Source organism: Alkalimonas collagenimarina, assembly GCF_030717845.1.
GTDB lineage: Bacteria > Pseudomonadota > Gammaproteobacteria > Enterobacterales > Alteromonadaceae > Alkalimonas > Alkalimonas collagenimarina.
The window spans coordinates 123,428-141,252 of record NZ_JAUZVZ010000008.1 but is presented as its reverse complement, the minus strand read 5'-3'; the positions used below and the strand labels follow the sequence as shown (position 1 = coordinate 141,252).

General features: G+C 49.3%; 16 protein-coding genes. 8 read left to right on the top strand and 8 right to left on the bottom strand.

Going from position 1 to position 17,825, the window contains the following annotated elements:
• Window positions 1–12 precede the first annotated feature (12 nt).
• On the bottom strand, window positions 13–2,868 hold the full coding sequence (locus Q3O60_RS07565) for a TonB-dependent receptor (RefSeq protein WP_305893300.1): 2,856 nt from the start codon (window positions 2,866–2,868) through the stop codon (window positions 13–15).
• On the opposite strand from Q3O60_RS07565, the gene Q3O60_RS07560 reads away from it, so the two are divergent.
• From Q3O60_RS07560 to Q3O60_RS07550, 3 genes are all read left to right on the top strand, one after another.
• Window positions 2,867–3,016: a hypothetical protein gene (locus tag Q3O60_RS07560; protein WP_305893299.1), complete on the top strand. Its 150-nt coding sequence runs from the start codon at window positions 2,867–2,869 to the stop codon at window positions 3,014–3,016. The two genes, Q3O60_RS07565 and Q3O60_RS07560, sit on opposite strands and share 2 nt — an antisense overlap.
• Before the next feature lie 140 nt (window positions 3,017–3,156).
• On the top strand, window positions 3,157–4,581 hold the full coding sequence (locus Q3O60_RS07555; protein WP_305893298.1) for a hypothetical protein: 1,425 nt from the start codon (window positions 3,157–3,159) through the stop codon (window positions 4,579–4,581).
• Window positions 4,582–4,728: 147 nt separating this feature from the next.
• A complete protein-coding gene (locus tag Q3O60_RS07550) occupies window positions 4,729–6,375 on the top strand; it encodes a methyl-accepting chemotaxis protein (RefSeq protein ID WP_305893297.1) in 1,647 nt (548 codons plus the stop codon).
• A gap of 38 nt (window positions 6,376–6,413) precedes the next feature.
• On the opposite strand, the gene Q3O60_RS07545 is transcribed toward Q3O60_RS07550, so the two are convergent.
• The 4 genes from Q3O60_RS07545 to Q3O60_RS07530 all read right to left on the bottom strand — a co-directional run bounded on the left by Q3O60_RS07545 (window position 6,414) and on the right by Q3O60_RS07530 (window position 9,786).
• Complete coding sequence (locus Q3O60_RS07545) at window positions 6,414–6,950, bottom strand: DUF3617 domain-containing protein (RefSeq protein ID WP_305893296.1); 537 nt, start codon at window positions 6,948–6,950, stop codon at window positions 6,414–6,416.
• A gap of 234 nt (window positions 6,951–7,184) precedes the next feature.
• On the bottom strand, window positions 7,185–7,847 hold the full coding sequence (locus Q3O60_RS07540) for an SDR family oxidoreductase (RefSeq protein WP_305893295.1): 663 nt from the start codon (window positions 7,845–7,847) through the stop codon (window positions 7,185–7,187).
• A gap of 156 nt (window positions 7,848–8,003) precedes the next feature.
• Entirely contained in the window at window positions 8,004–9,311 is a 1,308-nt protein-coding gene (locus tag Q3O60_RS07535; RefSeq protein WP_305893294.1) for a short-chain fatty acid transporter, read from the bottom strand.
• 97 nt (window positions 9,312–9,408) lie between these two features.
• On the bottom strand, window positions 9,409–9,786 hold the full coding sequence (locus tag Q3O60_RS07530; protein ID WP_305893293.1) for a DUF4168 domain-containing protein: 378 nt from the start codon (window positions 9,784–9,786) through the stop codon (window positions 9,409–9,411).
• A gap of 171 nt (window positions 9,787–9,957) precedes the next feature.
• On the opposite strand from Q3O60_RS07530, the gene Q3O60_RS07525 reads away from it, so the two are divergent.
• The 3 genes from Q3O60_RS07525 (at window position 9,958) to Q3O60_RS07515 (ending at window position 13,772) form a co-directional block, all read left to right on the top strand.
• Window positions 9,958–11,439, top strand: a complete 1,482-nt coding sequence (locus Q3O60_RS07525) for a sensor histidine kinase (protein ID WP_305893292.1) — start codon at window positions 9,958–9,960, stop codon at window positions 11,437–11,439.
• A complete protein-coding gene (locus Q3O60_RS07520) occupies window positions 11,439–12,833 on the top strand; it encodes a sigma-54-dependent transcriptional regulator (RefSeq protein WP_305893291.1) in 1,395 nt (464 codons plus the stop codon). The genes Q3O60_RS07525 and Q3O60_RS07520 overlap by 1 nt, the downstream gene beginning before the upstream one ends.
• 150 nt (window positions 12,834–12,983) lie before the next feature.
• Window positions 12,984–13,772: a peptidylprolyl isomerase gene (locus Q3O60_RS07515; RefSeq protein WP_305893290.1), complete on the top strand. Its 789-nt coding sequence runs from the start codon at window positions 12,984–12,986 to the stop codon at window positions 13,770–13,772.
• A 37-nt stretch (window positions 13,773–13,809) separates the two neighbouring features.
• Here the strand turns inward: Q3O60_RS07515 and Q3O60_RS07510 are convergent, their stop codons facing one another.
• Window positions 13,810–15,528, bottom strand: a complete 1,719-nt coding sequence (locus tag Q3O60_RS07510) for a coiled-coil domain-containing protein (RefSeq protein ID WP_305893289.1) — start codon at window positions 15,526–15,528, stop codon at window positions 13,810–13,812.
• Window positions 15,529–15,810: 282 nt separating this feature from the next.
• Here Q3O60_RS07510 and Q3O60_RS07505 point away from each other — a divergent pair, with 282 nt between their 5' ends.
• Together Q3O60_RS07505 and Q3O60_RS07500 are read left to right on the top strand one after the other, a co-directional pair.
• Entirely contained in the window at window positions 15,811–16,506 is a 696-nt protein-coding gene (locus Q3O60_RS07505; RefSeq protein ID WP_305893288.1) for a nucleotide-binding protein, read from the top strand.
• Window positions 16,466–16,822: a replication protein RepA gene (locus tag Q3O60_RS07500; RefSeq protein ID WP_305893287.1), complete on the top strand. Its 357-nt coding sequence runs from the start codon at window positions 16,466–16,468 to the stop codon at window positions 16,820–16,822. Before Q3O60_RS07505 ends, Q3O60_RS07500 begins: the two co-directional genes overlap by 41 nt.
• A 36-nt stretch (window positions 16,823–16,858) precedes the next feature.
• Here Q3O60_RS07500 and Q3O60_RS07495 read toward each other — a convergent pair whose 3' ends face one another.
• Window positions 16,859–17,287: a DUF3010 family protein gene (locus Q3O60_RS07495; RefSeq protein ID WP_305893286.1), complete on the bottom strand. Its 429-nt coding sequence runs from the start codon at window positions 17,285–17,287 to the stop codon at window positions 16,859–16,861.
• A 41-nt stretch (window positions 17,288–17,328) separates the two neighbouring features.
• The gene (locus Q3O60_RS07490) at window positions 17,329–17,694 is read right to left on the bottom strand and encodes a hypothetical protein (protein ID WP_305893285.1); all 366 of its coding nucleotides are present in this window, start codon (window positions 17,692–17,694) and stop codon (window positions 17,329–17,331) included.
• Window positions 17,695–17,825: the final 131 nt, after the last annotated feature.

The window sequence follows — 17,825 nt, the reverse complement described above, 5'->3', positions numbered from 1 at the left end:
TCAGGCTCAGCGTTAAAAGGAATACACCGCACCCAGAAAGTACTGGCGGCCAAAGAATTGCAAGGTGCCCGTTTGGGCTTGCTGGCCAAAGTAACTCTTGGTCGGTTCATCCGTCAGGTTATTGACCTGAAACAGCAGCTTCAGGTTATCGTTCCACTGATAACCTGCCTGAAAATCAACCACGGTTTCACTGTGAAAATTGGTGACCTGCTCATCGATTCCAATCTGGGTCGAGACAAATGGCGAGCGATAACGCCCACTGATGCGAGCTTCCAAACCCTCGTGCTCCCAAAACAGAGTCGCCGTCAGTACCTGCTTGGATAAGCCTTCAAAGCTCATAGCAACCGGCTCACCTCCTAACGGGTTGACCAAATCCACTTCACTTTCGGTGTATGAATAACTACCACTGACCCCTAAGCCAGACCAAATCGATGGCAAGAAATCGAAGATTTGGGTATAGGCCAGCTCAATACCACGAATATAGCCACCATCCTCGTTATTTACCGCCGTTGAAAATGCACCATCAAAGGTCGCACGTGGCACGCCATCCTCATTGATAATTTGATCCGGCACCGGGAAACCTGCCGCCTTAAAATCAAATTCCTGAATGGTGAAGTCATTGATAAAGGATTTGATATCCTTGTAAAACAAAGCCGCCACAAAAGCACCGGTACCAAAGTAGTACTCGTAGGATAGATCATATTGGGTAGCTTCAAACGGACGTAAAAACGGGCTATTCGAGCTGTTGCCACTGACTTCACCATCATCGCTGATAAAAATCGCGGTGTTGGACGACAACCGATTAATGGGTGGCCGGGATATTACCTTGGCCGCAGCAAACCGTAACTGAGTGTTTTCAGTCAAGCCCAGATTTAAGTTGATACTCGGTAGATAGTGGGTGTAGCGATCGCCAATGATACCCGGTGCGTAACGGCCATTGATCAAGCCGGCTTCATCGACAATAAACTGAGCTCCCTGCAGTGGATCACCATCCACATTGGCTAAATCAGTGGCTGTTTGATCGGTATCGACCCGTCGCACACCAAGATTACCAGTCAATGGTAAATCAAACAGCTCGGTATCCAGATTGACCATCAGATAGCTGGCCAGCACATCTTCAAACACCTGACCACTTTCCTGCACTGACCACCCCGTATTTGGCCCGACCCCTGGCGAAGGGCTATTGATCACATCGGGATTGCCCGTGCCCCAGGTCTGTATTGGCTGGGGAACTCCCTGTGGAAACCAGGCATTCAGTGCCTTATCCAGATCAATCGCCAGATAGCTGGGGAAATAGGCAAACTTGCCTTTAAAATCGACAATATCCACCATGTCATCGGTTAAACGCAGCGGAGGCTGCGAACTTAAAAAAGCGCCATCACTGCCATACTCAAACACTGAGCGGTCATTGCTGTAACGGCGCTCAGAGTAGCGGACACCGGCTTCTACTGAGCGTATCAATGGCATATCTAACTCATATACCAGATCCAGCTTGAAGGCATTGACAGCGTCTGAATTGACATAGGGGTAGATACCGTACTTACTGACCATCACCCGATTAATATCGGAAAATGCGTCGGCTTGATTAAAGCCCATATTGGGTAAATTTAAGCCGTTCAAGCCATAGCTTATAGATACATTAGGATCTAAGACCGGTACATCCGCAGTGGCATCTTCTGCGACCAAAGACCATAACAAGCCATTACGGAAGTCGCTGCTGGCAGTCGAGCGTGAGACATCCATCGTCAGGTTCAACCGGTCCGTCACATCCCAGTCGGCTTTGATACCAAAACTATCGACTTCGTTGTAATCCCGATTGTCGTCATTAACAATCTCTACCCGGGTAAAGCTTTGCGATGTGCGATTAAAGGTGCCACCGATCACCGAGTTGTTATTCAGCACCGGATTACCCACGGCAGTACTGGCACCGCCCAACTTAACCCGAAAGCCACGGGCAAAAGCTTCTTTATCGAAACGTGAGATAAAGGCATCCGCTTTTAAGCTAAAGTTACTTAATGGCGCCCACTCCACCGATGCCATGTAGCCATCACGGGTTTCTTCACCACCACGATGCTGGATCTCAAAGCCTTCGCTTAAAAACTCATTCTGGCCATCCCCAGTGACATCTTTTTGCGCATTGTAGGCCAAACCAACAAACTGCGTGGCCACACTGGGTTGAAACAGGCGCGCATAACCAAGGGCAACGCCCAGCGTATCGTCAAGAAACTTGCCCTGATACGACAGACTAAAACGATGGCCGCTCTCTTTGCCATCAGGTACCTCATTGGCCCGGTCGTTGTACATACCGCGGGCATTGACGACAAAGGTATGCTGCTGTTCATTGCGAAGAGCACTGGCCGTTTGTAGTTCAACCGTACCCGCCACACCACCTTCAATCAGCGATGCCTTTGGCGATTTATATACAGCAGCCGAGTTAATCAATTCTGATGGGTATTGATCAAATTCAATATTGCGCTTGCCACTGGTGGACACCTGCTCGCGACCATTCAGAGTGGAAAATACAAAGCCGCCTGACATACCACGAATATTAATTTCTGCCGCCTGACCGCCAGTTCGCACTGCAGAAATTCCTGGTAAACGCGTTAACGCATCTGCCATTGAGACATCGGGCAAGGCACCTAAGTCATCAGCGGATATGGTTTCAGAGACGATATCGCTAAAGCGCTTGGCATCCAGTGAACGAAATAAGCTGCTGGCAAACCCCCGCACCTCGATCACTTCGACTCGTTCTTCTTCTGCAGCGGCTACTGCACTATCCGGCTCAGCTTGCTCCGCCATCAGCGCAAAACTGCCAATACCAGCCGCTGCCAGCGCCAGTGTTAGCAGGTTTTTTTTGGTCCTCACCATGTCTGTTGTCCCCGTTTTTATTGTTGTTTGTGGCGGACAACGTACTGCTGGTATTGATCACTCCTGCCCACCTGGCGTTGGTTACGCCTTGAACAGTTATGGCCAGAATATCAGCAAACGACAACATGAATACGTATTCATAGGCTAAAATTTGTCTACTGGCTTGCACCACGATGGCACCTTGCGCACAGCTGCAGTGCTTTACTTTCAGCAACAATCCGTTATGTTAGTTTGTATGGTCTGTCACCTCTGGCAGTTCCTCAGAAAACAAAAATGCGGAGCCACTCCTTGCCAAGCCTTGCTGCCAACCTACCGACAGCCAGCGTATATTTACGCCAGCTCAAACAGCTGCTGAACACCTTGTATCAGCCCGCTCAGGCTGGCGATAGCTTGTACCAAAGCATGCAGCACTTTTTTAAGAAAGAGCATGCGCAGTGGCAAAAGCTACCGGAGCTGGAACGGAGCTGGCAACAAGCCAGACAACAAAAGCCAGAGCAGGTGCAACGAGAGCGCCAACGCTATACCCAGCTTAGTCATCAACTCGAACAGCAACGATTGGCCCGGCTGGAGCGCTGCATGCACTGGTGTGAACAATTGCTGCAACTGAGTGAAGGCACAACCATCAATGAAACGCTGACTCGCTCCGCTCGTATTCTCGGCAGCCTGCAATTGTTGGTGCCAGAACAACCACACCGCGCAATCGAGGTTCAGTTCAGTTATAAATTGATTTATAAGGCTGTGCTTGCTCTGCGGTTACTGGATCATCGACTGAAACTGCAGCAAATGCCTGAAGCATGGCAGCAGTTATGGCAGAAGCGCTCTGGCGTGTCAGAATCAAACGGTGATTGTCCCTTCCGGGAGCAGATACAACTTCCCCTGCTGATGGCAATCTTGTTGCAGGACTTCGGTCAATTGCATCCAGATGCACAAGCTTTATTAACGGCTCCGACCGACAAGCTGGACCCATTAAAGGCTTTAACCCCGGACGAACGCGTGCAGTTTTTGGCCGTCAGCCAACAGGCATGTACCGATTTGCTCAAGCAAGGGCTTGGCTTCTGGCCTTATCAGGGCAATGACAAAACCGAACGCAATGCGCACTTGCATTCACAGCAGCAACGTCAGCAGTGGATCCAGCAGTTGCTGGAAGACAGCCAACAACCAGGTGCAGGCTCGGGGAATTTACTGAAAGTGCCCCAGGTGTATGCCTCTATTGTGATGCCCGGCCGCAGAGGTTTCAGTTACGAGGTTTTACCCAAAGCTGCTTTATTGCTAAAAGAAGGGGTGAAACGGCAACTGTACAGTGCAGAGTGGGTGGATCAGCTATTGCGCATTACCGGTTTATTCCCTCAAGGCTATGGCTTGGCGTTTATTCCCCCACGCCATGCCAGCCAGCCAAAAGATAAATATGAATTTGCCATCGTAAATGCACTATACCCAGAGCAGCCCGAAGAACCCCATTGCCGCATTGTCACCCGAAACTTGCAGTACAAAAACACCGGTAAAGATTGCATTATTGCCGTGCAGCAAAACCTGTATTTTCGTCAGGCACGTAAACAATTGGAGATAGTCCCTGCCGAGCGATTACAACATATTCTCAGTAAGCTCTTTGCCGATCACGAGCAGCGTTTTTTACGCCAATTGCTGCCTCGTTGCTGGCAACCGAACGACTTTTTTGCTCAGCCAGCGCATCAAAACTTGTGGAACAAGAGATAAAATAGCTTCAGATTCATGCTAAATCAGCCATTAATTCTATTTTTTCGAATGATTGCTGCTGTATATTGTGCTAGAAGCACCACCAACCCAAAGGTATGATTATTTTATCACCAGCCAACCCGGTTGGGCTAATTTAAAGGTCATGTTATGTCGTCATTGACACTTGGTACCCGGCTCGGGGCTGGTTTTGGTTTGGTGTTGCTGCTCATGTTGGCACTTACGCTATTTGGGATCCAGCGCGTTCATGTCATCAACACGACTCTGACAGAAATTACAGAAGTCAATTCAGTGAAATTACGTCATGCCATCAATTTTCGCGGTAGTGTGCATGATAGAGCCATCGCATTGCGTGATGTCACGCTGGTAACAGAGCCCGCTCAGCTCAATACCGTTTTGGCAGATATTCGCCAATTGGCCGATTTTTATCGTCAGTCAAAACAACCGATGGATCAAATTTTTACACAAGGCCAAAACATCGGCCAGCAAGAGCGACAGTTGCTGAATGCCATTCATGCTATAGAGCAACGCGCCTTACCGCTCACTGACCAAATCATTCAGTTGCGCCAGCAAGGTCAACAGCAACAAGCTCAGCAACTATTATTGCAACAAGTCAGCCCTGCTTTTGTTGACTGGCTAGCCAGTATCAATGCCTTTATAGACTTTCAAGAAGATAAAAACCAACACGCGACGGACTATGCCGGGCAGGTCGGTGCTACTTTTGCCATCACCATGGTATTGCTTACCAGTGTTGCCATTGTGCTGGGTGGCTTCATTGCCTTTTTGATCACTCGTTATCTGAAACGCGCTCTGGGCGGCGAACCGGATGAGACCGCGCTTATTGTTAGTCGTATTGCCGAAGGCGATCTAACCCAGTCGCTGCGCTCCAGTCGGGCGGGTAGTATGTTGGCGGCTGTTGGCACCATGCAGCAGCAACTGCGTCAGACCTTAAGTGAGGTGATCGTGGCGGCAGAGCAGGTTTCTAAACAGTCATTCGAACTGGATCAAGCGTCCAATGATGCGTTGCAAGCAGCTGAAGTGCAGGCTAGCTCATCCACGGCATCCGCTGCCAGCATCGAGCAAATGACCGCCAGCCTGAACGATGTTGCCGGGATCGTGCAGCAAACCGAGAGCAACTCTGAAAAAACCGTGGTGTTGGCCGAGCAAGGTGCTCAGCTGGTCAATAGTGCGGCCAAAGAAATCGGCCGGGTGGCTGAAACTGTGCAATTATCGTCTGAAAAAATCAGCAGCCTGCAGCAACGCTCTAAAGATATCGCTGGTATCGCTAATGTCATTCGGAGCATTGCCGAACAAACCAACTTGCTGGCTCTGAATGCCGCTATCGAAGCCGCACGGGCCGGTGAATCGGGCCGCGGTTTTGCCGTGGTTGCCGATGAAGTGCGCCAACTGGCCGAGCGCACCAGCAAAGCCACTACGGAAATAGCCGGCATGATCCAACTGGTACAGGAAGACACAGAGCAATCAGTCCAGGCCATGGAAGCCACTGCTCCACGGGTGGCCGAAGGGTTATCACTAGCCAATGAAGCCGTCACCATGTTGCAACAAATCCGTAGCCAAGCCACCGACTCACTGGAAAATGTACGTGATGTATCCCGGGTCTCTGTTGAGCAATCCGCCGCTGTCGCCGAGTTGGCGCAACATATCGAACACATTGCTGATATGTCGCGTGAAACCTCGGTAGCGATGCAACAAAATCGTGGCGCCGTTGCATCATTGCAGCAGGTTGCCAGCGGTCTGATCGCTCAGGTGAGTCGCTTTAAAACCCAAGAGAAATAAAGCGCATCGAAACTGACATGGGCTCGTACCATGTCAGTTCATTGATGGCGGCCACAGTCACTATCCAACCAGGTGCCCTGCTGTTGCATGGTCATTCGCTCGGCGCGGCCATTGATCTCGGTGGTAAAGTTGGCATTGCCTCTGTAAGAGCGTGGGCTTTCAAAGACCATCTCTCCCGATCCACTGGTAGGCGGATTCCCCTGACATTCAAAACTAAAGGTAAATCGATCATCGCCTTGAGGTTCCAGCGTTTGGCTGCATCCATCTTGTTGCGGCATCATGCCCCGATTGATTTCCTCTTCGGTTAAACAAACCTGGATCGATGAGCTGGTTCCACCAAAACTGATCCCTTGCTGCTCCAGCATCGACTCCATCATCCGGCGCTGCGCAGCTGGTAAGCCTTCCAGTTGTTTCCTGGCTTCCTCCATTGCTCGTTCCAGCTCACCACTCTCACTTTGCATGCTGATATTATGCTGCCATAGTCCAGGCTGCATATTGAGTTTAGGTGCGTCAGCCAGTACCGGGTTGCTCAAAAAAAACACGGTAATAACAACCGCATAATTTAAATATTTCATACACTTTGTCCTTGTCGTGATTGAAAGTACGCTGCACCAACAGGGTACTTCATCCGATCAAGGCTCCCTGCAGCTCGAACCTATAGCATAGCGGCTAGTTTGGGATAGATCCAAACCGATCGGCCCCCTAACCCGCCGGACTACAAAGCGAGAGCTTGCGTCAACTGGATATCCCCCTGTTCAGCCGCGTATGTCATTGCTGATGTATAAGCCTTTTCCTTACTCAATCTGTTATTACCAGGGTAAAGCATCGCCATTGCTGTGAAAAAACTGGCCACTGCGGCTGGCATCAAGCTCGCTAATGCGCTCAACCAGACGGCGAGCCGCTTCATCCGGACTGATGTCGCCTGCAAAACCCACCATCTGGGTTTTAACAAACCCCGGGTGGTAAATGCCAACATAAACCTGCCGGCTTTCTAAATCATGGCTCAGTGATACACTGGCGGCATTCAAGGCCGCTTTGGCCATGCGATAGCCGTAATAGGCGCCAGAGCCATTATCACTGATCGAGCCCATTCGGCTGGTGAGCATTGCAATTTTACTGCCCACCTTCAGCGCTGGCAGCATGGCATGGCTGAGCACTAATGGAGCGACGGCATCAACCTGAAACTGAGCTTGCACGCGATCCAGATCCAGCTCATTCAAGGTTTCATTGCTGAAAATCCCAGCATTATTAATCAAAACATCAACTGAATTTTCAGCAAATTGGCTGGCTACTTGCTGCAACTGGGCTGGCTGGCTGAAATCGATACCGCTATGGACAGTCACATCCAAATCGGCCAGCTCTGCTGACAAGTTGCGACACAGCACAGTGACCTTGCAGCCTTTGGCTAAGTATTGTTTGACCAGAGAAAGACCAATGCCCCGGTTGCCACCGGTAATAACGACGTGTTGCATGCTAAGGCTCCTTTAGAGTACGAGAACGGCCACAAGAATTTAATGACTTTAGTAGATATTCGGTCAACTCCGTGAAAATTCAAGGCAAGTCAGCAAAAGCCAGACTCAGGATGCCACCGGATATGAATACTGACACCAGCCAAAAATGAGAGCTACTTATACAAAGCTTAGCACCAGGCTGATGATCAGCCCGGTGATCACCAGCTGTACCAGACAAAACCCCATAATATCTTTTGCTTTCAAACCAGCGATCGCCAGCACGGGCAAAGCCCAAAAAGGCTGAATTAAGTTGGTCCAGGCATCTCCCCATGCGATGGCCATAGCCACTCGCTCAATATCTGCACCCAGTTCCAGCGCTGCAGGAAGCATGATCGGCGCCTGTACCGCCCACTGACCGCCACCAGAGGGCACAAATATATTGACGATGCCGGCACTGATAAAGCTCCAGAACGGCAGTGTTTCGCTACTGGCAAGGCCAACAAAGAATTGTGACAGGCTTTGCGCCATGCCCGATTGCACCATCACTGCCATCATGCCGGCGTAAAATGGAAACTGCAGCAAGATACCAGCACTACCCGAAATAGCCTGCTGTAAACTATTGAGTAATTGCCGGGGGCTCTGATGCAGCAGAATGGCGGCAAACAAAAACAGGAAGTTGACGCTGTTTAGGTTCAAACCACCCTGAAGATAAAAATAATTCAGCAAGTACAGCAAACCCAAACCACCAAATAACCAGCCTAACCAACGACTTTGCTCCAGCTTATCTGCTGGTCGCTCACTGACTGACGATTCAATAACAGGGTCTTGCAGCCGAGCAGGATCTATCAGGAAAGTATCTTCATCTTTGGGTTGCATCAAGCGATTCACCAAAGGGATCACGACCAGCAGCAACAAGGTTAACGTTAGATTAAAGCCAGAAAAAATAGTCTGACTAGTCGGGATCACGCCAATCAGCGATTCAGAAAAGTGCCCTTTAGTAGCAATGGTCAGCGGCACCGAGCCAGCCAGGCCGCCGTGCCAAATCACAAAACCAGAATACGCACTGGCCACCAATAATCGATAATCGACCTGCACTTGACGCGCCAGCGCTTTGGCAAAAAACGCTCCGACCACCAGACCAAAGCCCCAATTCAACCAACTGGCTATTAAAGCCACCGCAGTCACCAGCACAATCGCCTGCCCTGAGGTGCGGACCCGGCAGGCCAATCGATCCAGACCTGCTTGTATCAGGGGCGTAGTCGCCAGCATAAAGCCAGTGACCAGCACCAGCATCATTTGCATAGCAAAAGTTAGCAGGCTCCAAAAGCCATCGCCCCAGTAACCAATGACCGTCAACGGAGCCTGTTGTTGAAACACCATGGCAGCGACAAAGACCAGCAAAGTGAGCAGCAATACAATAACAAATGGATCAGGCAGGTAGCGATCGACCAGTTTAACGAAGGGTTTAGCGGCATTAGTGAGCATAAAAAAAGTTAGGCCAGGTAAAAAACCCAGCCTAACTCGTTTTTGTTGGAGGAGCCAGCCTTTCAGTGGAGACAAAAGGCTGGGTAAAACCTAATGGTTACTCAGCATCACCACGCGTCATCGCAAGAATACGTTCACGTAGCTCTTCGTCTTGTTGCGCTTGTTGCGCAATGGCATTGTATGTCTCTGCGGTTAAACCAGCCGCTTCGACCGCTTCTACCATTTCATTTTGAGCTTGCTGCTGAATTTGTTGCGCTTCCTCAGCACTTTCAGCTTCTTGAAATTGGGCTTCATACTTAGCACCGACTTCACCAATGGCATCCATCGCCATGCTAAATTGCAACAAGGTCGCTTCATCGACTTCAACACTTTGCTGTTGCTGCGGTTGCATCGCAGCCGGGTTTGCTTGCGCAATACCGACAGTGGCAGATACAGAGAAAGCGGCCATACATAATGCGATTGCTGTCTTTTTCATAGTTGCTACTCCTTTCGTTTGAGTTCGCAGTACTTAATGCCAAGACCATGCCAACAATGAAATAAAACAATAATAGACTGATAATAAAAGGTTTTATTTAATTCGTAGAGAGAGGGGCCTTTCTGGCAACACAGACATTGTGTATACTAGTGTCACACTTATGGAGGTGCTGTGACAAAATTATCCAACATTCGGCGTTGGCATCAAGCCAGCTTACAGCGAAGCTTATTATTTTATGTGGTGTTGCCCATGTTACTGCTGACGGGTTTAGCCATTCGCTTTGGGCTCACCTTTACCAACGAACTGGTGATCAGCAACCTTCGCAGTGATCTTGAATTGATTGGCCGCGCCATTCGGGTTCCTATCAGTGATGCATTACTGAAACAGGATACAGCGACTATTCATGCTCATCTGGAGTCCGTATTCACCATAGGGCGGGTGTATGGTGCATCGATTTACGATACCGATGGCGCGCTGGTAGCTGCCACCGGGGTGATAGAACGCGATCTGAGTGACAGTCAACTGGCTTCTGAGGTGGTGCGTACGGGTCAACAGCAGGATGGCTATCGCTCCGTATCCGGACAATCGTTATTCTCGCATTTTCTCCCCATTATTGATCGCAGTGGCCAGATCCATGGCCTGTTGCAAATTAGCCGCAAAGGCAGCGATTTCGAGCAATCGTTGGACAGACTATCCACGCTGGCCTGGTTAAGCTGGCTTGCCCTGGCTTTACTTAGTTTACTCATTATGTGGCGCGGTCATAAACGCGTGATTGGTGAGCCCATCAACGAATTGGTCAGTAGCATGCGGCAGGTGGCCAGTGGTGACTCTAACTACCGGGCCAAAGTACAGGGGCCTGTCGAGCTACAAGAGGTGGCCAGAGGCTTGAACCAGATGCTGGATGAAATCAAACGAGCAGAGCAGCAGCTACTGCAACAACAAAAGCAGCAACGGCACATTGAGCAACAGCTGAAAGAAAAAGAAACCATGGCGGCTATTGGTCAGGTGGTCAGTGGCGTGGCCCATGAGTTGGGCGCTCCGTTAAGTGTGATTGATGGCAGAGCACAGCGTCTGTTACGACAGCAACCCGATGAAGATGGTCAGCGCCAACTGCAGGCGATTCGGGGCCAGGTGTTGCGCTTGAATCATATGGTGAAGCAACTACAGGCTTTTGCCCACACACCGGTAGCCAGCTGGCAACAGATCGCATTGCCGCAACTGCTGCAACAAGCCATTCAAGGCATCAGCTATGAGCTGCAACAGGATGAAGCCATGCCTGAGATCTTGCCCCCTTGCCCAGCGATCAACATACAAGTCGATGTACCCCGGCTCGAGCTGGCACTGGTCAATGTACTGCGAAATGCGATTCAAGCCGCGACCCAGCGCGTTGTTATTGTCGCAGAGGTGCAGCAAAACCGACTGCACATTCGGGTGCAAGATGATGGTGAGGGCCTTGCCAATAATTTAACCACCGCGCAAATGATGAGTCCTTTTGTGTCCACTAAGCCACAAGGCAAAGGAACTGGACTCGGCCTTGCCATCGTGCAGCAAATCATGCAAGAGCATCATGGCTCCATCACGCTGCACAATCGCAATGAAGGCGGCTGCGAAGTCACCCTAACCTTGCCGATAAACCTTATGGAGACGCATTAATGTCCATTCTATCCCCGCATCAGTTAGCTGTGGTTGAAGACGATCCGGCTTTGATGGAGCTCTTGCAAGAAGAGTTAACCAGCCAGGGCTATCAAGTCACTGCGTGCGGCAGTGCGGAAGACTTTTTGGCATTAGGGACAGAGCATAGCTTTGCATTGGTGATTAGTGATATTCGCTTGCCCGGCATGGATGGTCTGCAATTACTGCAACGGTTAAAACAGCAGCCAGAGCCCCCTGCATTACTGTTAATCACCGCCTTTGGTACTGTGCGCCAAGCCGTCAATGCCTTAAAGCAAGGAGCCGATGATTTCTTAACCAAGCCACTGGATTTGGAGCATCTTGCCTTATCCGTTCAGCGACTTTTATCCCACAAAGCTCTGCAGCACGAAGTGCAACAATTGCGGCAATGGCAGCAAGATGGCCCCGCTGGTTTAGTCGGTAAGAGTCGAGCCATGCGTCGACTCTATCAACAGATCAGTCAGGTGGCCCCAGCTCAGGGGGCAGTGCTTATTTTGGGAGAAAGTGGTACCGGTAAAGAACTGGTTGCTCGAGCCATTCATGAACAAAGCAACCGTAATGATCAGCCTTTTATTGCCGTAAATTGTGCAGGTATTCCAGCTGAATTAATGGAAAGTGAGTTCTTTGGCCATACCGCAGGGGCCTTTACCGGAGCCAGAAATCAGCGCGCTGGTTTGTTTAAAGAAGCCGATGGTGGCACCTTGCTGCTGGATGAAATTGCTGAAATGCCATTGCTGCTGCAAGCCAAATTGTTGCGCATCTTACAAGAAGGGACCATTCGTCCGGTCGGCAGCGATCAGGAAATCAGCATCAATGTCCGAATTTTGGCAGCAACCCACCAGGATCTGGAGCAAAAGGTCGAGAGTGGACAGTTCCGTGCTGATTTATTTTATCGGCTGGAAACCTTCAGCATACAGATACCACCATTACGGGAGCGAGCCGATGATTTGGAGCTGCTGGCTGTGTTTTATCTGCAGCAACTGCAGCAAAAGCATGCACGACCAGTGAATGGGTTAAGCCAGGATGCACTGGATTGTCTCTATCGCTATCCATTCCCGGGCAATGTGCGCGAACTGCAAAATGCATTGGAACGAGCGTATACCTTCGCTAGCGGCAGTGATATTGAGCCAGTCGATTTTCCTGCCCGTATCCGCAGCTTTCAACCGGAAACGACCGATATCAACCCTGCCGCCAATACTCGTTGGCCAACCTTGCATCAATTGCAGCAGAATTATGTCCGGCAAGTACTGCAGCATACCGCGGGCAATAAACAAAAAGCGGCTCAGTTGCTTGGCGTCACCCGACGCACCTTGTACCGCTGGTTGGAGCAAGAAAATGGTACTGACGACAGTCACCCGGCTGAGCCTGGTACCTGACGATGATTACCTGACCAGAGAGTGCAAACACTCCAATCAGCAACACAACTCTGCTTTACGTTATCATTGGTGATGAATTGTTACGTTGCTGGAATCCCCCCTTTGGCCTGTATTATGCTCTGAGCTTAAAATGTTCTTAAAGGATACATAATGAAACCATATCAGTCCGCTTTGGCCATACTATGCTTTGTTCTGACCAGCCTGAGTGCCTCGCTACAGGCAACCATAGTTGAGTTTAAAACCTCGCTCGGCGATTTTGAAGTCAACCTGTTTGATGAAATTACACCGGAAACGGTTGAGAATTTTCTGGAGTACGTCCAGCAAGAAAGCTATCACCACAATGTGATCCATCGCTCAATTCCTGGCTTTATCATACAAGGTGGTGGTTTTGTCTATGATGATGAGCGCCCTGATAATGAGCTTCCTCTGAGTGCCATTGCAGCAAATGCAGCTATCACGAACGAACCAGAGCTATCCAACCGTCGCGGCACCATCGCCATGGCCAAACTTGAATACAACCCGAACAGTGCAACCAATCAATGGTTTTTTAATCTGGATAACAACAGTGCCAATCTTGATGCACAAAATGGCGGCTTTACCGTCTTTGGGCAGGTGTCCGCACAAGGTCTGGAGGTGATCGATGCCATTGCAGCATTACCACGCTACAATCTGGATAATGGTGTACTTAGCGATGTCCCGTTACGTAACTATACCTCAGCAGATGCAGCTGCAGGCGTAGAAATTACTGAAGATAATTGGGTATTTATCGAAAGCGTGGTGGTGGTTGACGCCCGCACAGATACAGCCTCTGGGCTGAACCCTGTTGCCAATGAAGCTGAGCCTGAAATTCCATGGGGTGATACTCCAAGCTCCGGCTCTATTGGCTGGTCACTACTAGCCCTATTGATCTGTTTTGGTTTTCGACGGTCACGCGGCTAATCAATGAAGCGGGCCTTGGCCCGCACTTCCTACTGATTTAATTAGACTCACTCATGGTTTTCAGTTGTTGCTCTAAGGATTTTATTTTTTGCTGTGCCTGCTGGTTTGACATCGTTAAGCGTTCAACGGTAGACGTCGTGTTGCTCTTAACAAAACTTAACTGCTCTTCCAACTTACTACAACGTTGCTGCAGCTGCTCTCGTTCCTGCTCAAACTGGTGCTGTGCTTCACGCAGCTGTTTGTTCTCATCGCGCTGTAACTTGATGGTCTCTCGTTGTCGGGCCTGATGGCTGGAGGTCACTTCACTTTGCTCTTTCAGCATGGTATTGGTGTTCTGCAAGTGAGCAATTTTGCTTTCCATCACGGGTAACCGCGAGCGAAGGCGCTTTAGCTCTTGCTCTTGCTCAGCAAATTCCTGCTGCGAACGCATTTCTGGTAATTGTGAGCTCAGTTGCTTAATTTGCTCGACCTGATCCTGCATCGACTGCTGCAGCTCTGCAATGGTATTCTGCAGTTCGCTGACTTCTTTTTTCGCTTCATCCCGCTCTTTTTCGAGCTTGGACAAGACCGCTTCCTGCTCTGAGTAACGCTCTTGCCGCGCTTTTAGTTTATCTTCCAGTGTTTTCTGCTCACGCAGTTGAGCATCGTATTTCTCCTGGAACGACGTACGAGCCTGCTCTGCTTTTTGCAACTGTTGTTCCAGTTCAGGGATCTGAGCATTCAGTTGCACCAGCTCCTGTTGTGCCTGCTCTAGTTTTTGCTCTGTTAACTGTAAACTTTTGGATTGCTTGGCATCAGCGCCCGTTTGTAACTCAGCATTGGCTAACTGCAGGGCATCTACCTTTTGAGCCAATAGCTCGTATTGTTCATCACCCTGCCGCTTTGCTTGCTGAGCTTCATGCCGTTGCTGCTCTAGCTCAGCGACCAGATCGTTTAACCGGTTCAGTTCATTCTGCTGAGCAACAATTTTCTCCTGCACTTCATTCAATGCTTTCTGGCGCTGAATCGCGGTTTGTTGTGCATCGGTGAATTGCTGGTGCAAATCGGTACTTTCTTCTGTCAGTTCTCTGGCCTTGTCGCGCTGCAGATTGAGTTCAAATAGCAGCTCTTCTTGCTCTTGTTGCAAGATCTCAATTTGTTGCTCTAACTCCAGTACGAGTTCAGAGCTACTTTCTGATGGTGGCAAGTGAGCTTTCGCGTCGGTAGCGAGTGGCTTGGATGCCTGAGCCGGAGCGTCGCTTTGCTTTTCATGTTGTGCGGCCATAACATCTACCTTGGTTTGTTCTGTGGTTTTAGGCTGGACTTTTTCTGGTGTTACGGCTGCAGGCTGAGGCTCAACCTCATTTTTTTGTATTGCAACAGCTGCCGCATCGGCCTCCGATGCGGCTGTCACTTCAACGGTAGCTGTGTTTTCTACCAGTGGAGGCTTATCACCCTTGATGATTTGTTTACTAAAATTAAACACCCGGCTGAGTGAGCCGGGCATTTTTTCAGTGAGTTGATTCAGGTGCGCTTTCGCATTGCTTAACGTATCACTACTGGTTTGCTCTGTAGTTGCTTGAGTTGCTTGCTGCGCTCTTGCCAGCGTATCGGCTGATTTTGGCAGTGCATCCTGCTCTGAACACCAATGGTCGAAGTGCACCACCATACTGGAGCGGCTGCCATCAAGATGTTTGGCGAGTACGTCAAGGTTGATTGCTTTTCCTTCGCGCTGTAAACGCTCACAGACTGCTTTCACTTCACTATAGTTAGCCATGGTATTAAATCACCTCATAAAACACAGAGCTAAACAGGATACTCACTTTTTTGCGTGCAGCAAACATTTAAAGGGTATTTTTTACTCATTTAGTTACATTGGGTACACATTAGCCAATCTCATCAGCATGGCTAGAAAGCGTGGTGCCTGAAGCCAACCAAAGCATTCCAGCAAATCGGTAATTTTGTTAGCAGTTTCTCGCAAAACGGCTAGTTCAAGCTATACTGAAAAATCTGTTCCTTTGGAACAATATTATGGTATTTGCTGAAAGAGGATAGGCTGATGATTCTGTTGGTCGGTGGTGAGAAAGGCGGTAGCGGTAAAAGCTGCTTAGCACAGAATATCGCAGTGTATTTTACCCGTGAAAAGCAGGCCAATGTGATGTTGGTTGACTGCGATCCACAACGTACAACATCCGACTGGGTGCAAGAGCGTCATCTTGACTCTGAGTTGCCCTGGATCAACTGTGTACAGATGTATGGCAAAATTCGTTATGAATTAAAAAGCTTAGAAATGCATTACGATGTGGTGGTGGTGGACTGCGGTGGTCAGGATAGTGTAGCCTTACGTTCGGCGATGGTTGTCGCCAGCCACGTGCTGCTTCCGTTACGTCCCAAACGACGTGACTTAAAAACTCTGGAGCATCTGGAAGATTTGGTGAGTGCCTGTAATGTAGTCAATCCGGATATGATTGTTGGTTGCGTGATGACTCAATGTCCATCACTGCCCAATCAAGCCAACCGCATTCTGGATGCGAAAGAGGTCTGTAAATCGTTTAATTTACGGGTGCTCGAGGCCATTACGCACAGTCGCAATATTTACGATGATAGCGAAGAAAAAGGCTTATCAGTGATGGATATCGATCCGCAAGGTAAGGCTGCAGTAGAAATTCGCGATATGATTACCGAACTCTTATCGATGAAGGCGATACAAGAAGATGGGTCTGAGGGATCTGAGAAAAAAGTCTACGCCGTCTGAAAAACCCAAAGTCAGCGTAGATGACTTTATTGAAGATGCAAACAATTATGCCATGGGCTTGCCTAAGGTCGTTAGTTTGCGTCAACAATTGCCGGATGAAGAACAAGGCCCTCGCCTGCCGATGCGCCATGCTACCTTCACTTTAAGCCCTGAAGCAATAGAAGCACTGAACCAACTGAGTGAGCTGACTGGCGAGGCTAAGTCCAAGATTGTTCGTCATTTGGTGTTGCAAGCCATGGAGCAAACCGGCTCTCGACCCGATGTCGTGGTGGAACCGGTTCAGCCGCCACCGGGCAAAACCAGATCAGGCAGCTAAAAGCGAACTCGATGCATGATTCATAACACAGTAAGACTATAGCTGCTGGCTTAATCGAGCATAAGCAATGTCAAATGCCCCCTGCTGAAACCCCTTTAAGCCCGTTGCTTTGAAGTCAATCAGCAATGGATGACGGCTTAACTGCTCCTTGATCTGAGTACCTGACATCAATTGTACGTCAATACCTTCAATCAGCTGCAAGGCGGCTTCAATCTTAAAACCAATAGCGCCACCAGCAAACTTTCCTTTTTGCGGTCGCTCCCGGATCACCACCTTTTCAACCTGATAATCCTGTAGAAATTTCTTCATGGTAAATTGGAATTTCCGCACCGACTCTGCGTCTTTATCTTGTAATAAAGCAAAGCGTTGCTGACGACAATCAGGCAGCTCAAACAAACCTTGATCCAACACCATCAAACAAATGATAGCTTCATTGCTTTTTATCTCTACGCCACAAATACGCATAATGGTCTCCGTCTCTCCGGTTTATTTGATGTATCTCAAACCTAATTGCGCATCAACATGTCATACTGACTTTCAATGATGCTACAAGCCTTACTTAATGGCTCACCAAACAGTAAAGGGTTAAAATCGCGATCGATGCAATACCGCTGACGAAACTTCAACAGCTCGTCTTTTGATGACGCAGCATTTTTAAGCTGAGCACGCTGGCCTTCACCCAACTGTTGCCCCAGTTGTTGGAACAGGTTGTCAACATTCTTTAATGCCTGAGTTTCGCCAGCCCGCCCGGCGGAACCAGCCAAGCCGACCAGCCAGCTGTACAGCTGATCTTTGTAAGGGCTAACTCGGGGGTGATCGGAAAAAGTGGCCAGCAATAAAATCACCAGCAACAACAACAGCAGTTTTTTCATCGTTTGGCTCTTTGTCTGATACCCATTGCAGCCATGATAACTGATCCGGCACGTGCGTGTCTTGTCAGTCATAGTGAAAAGGGGTTTGTTCCTCTACAAAGTCCAAAGAAATGATATACTGTGCTCTCGAT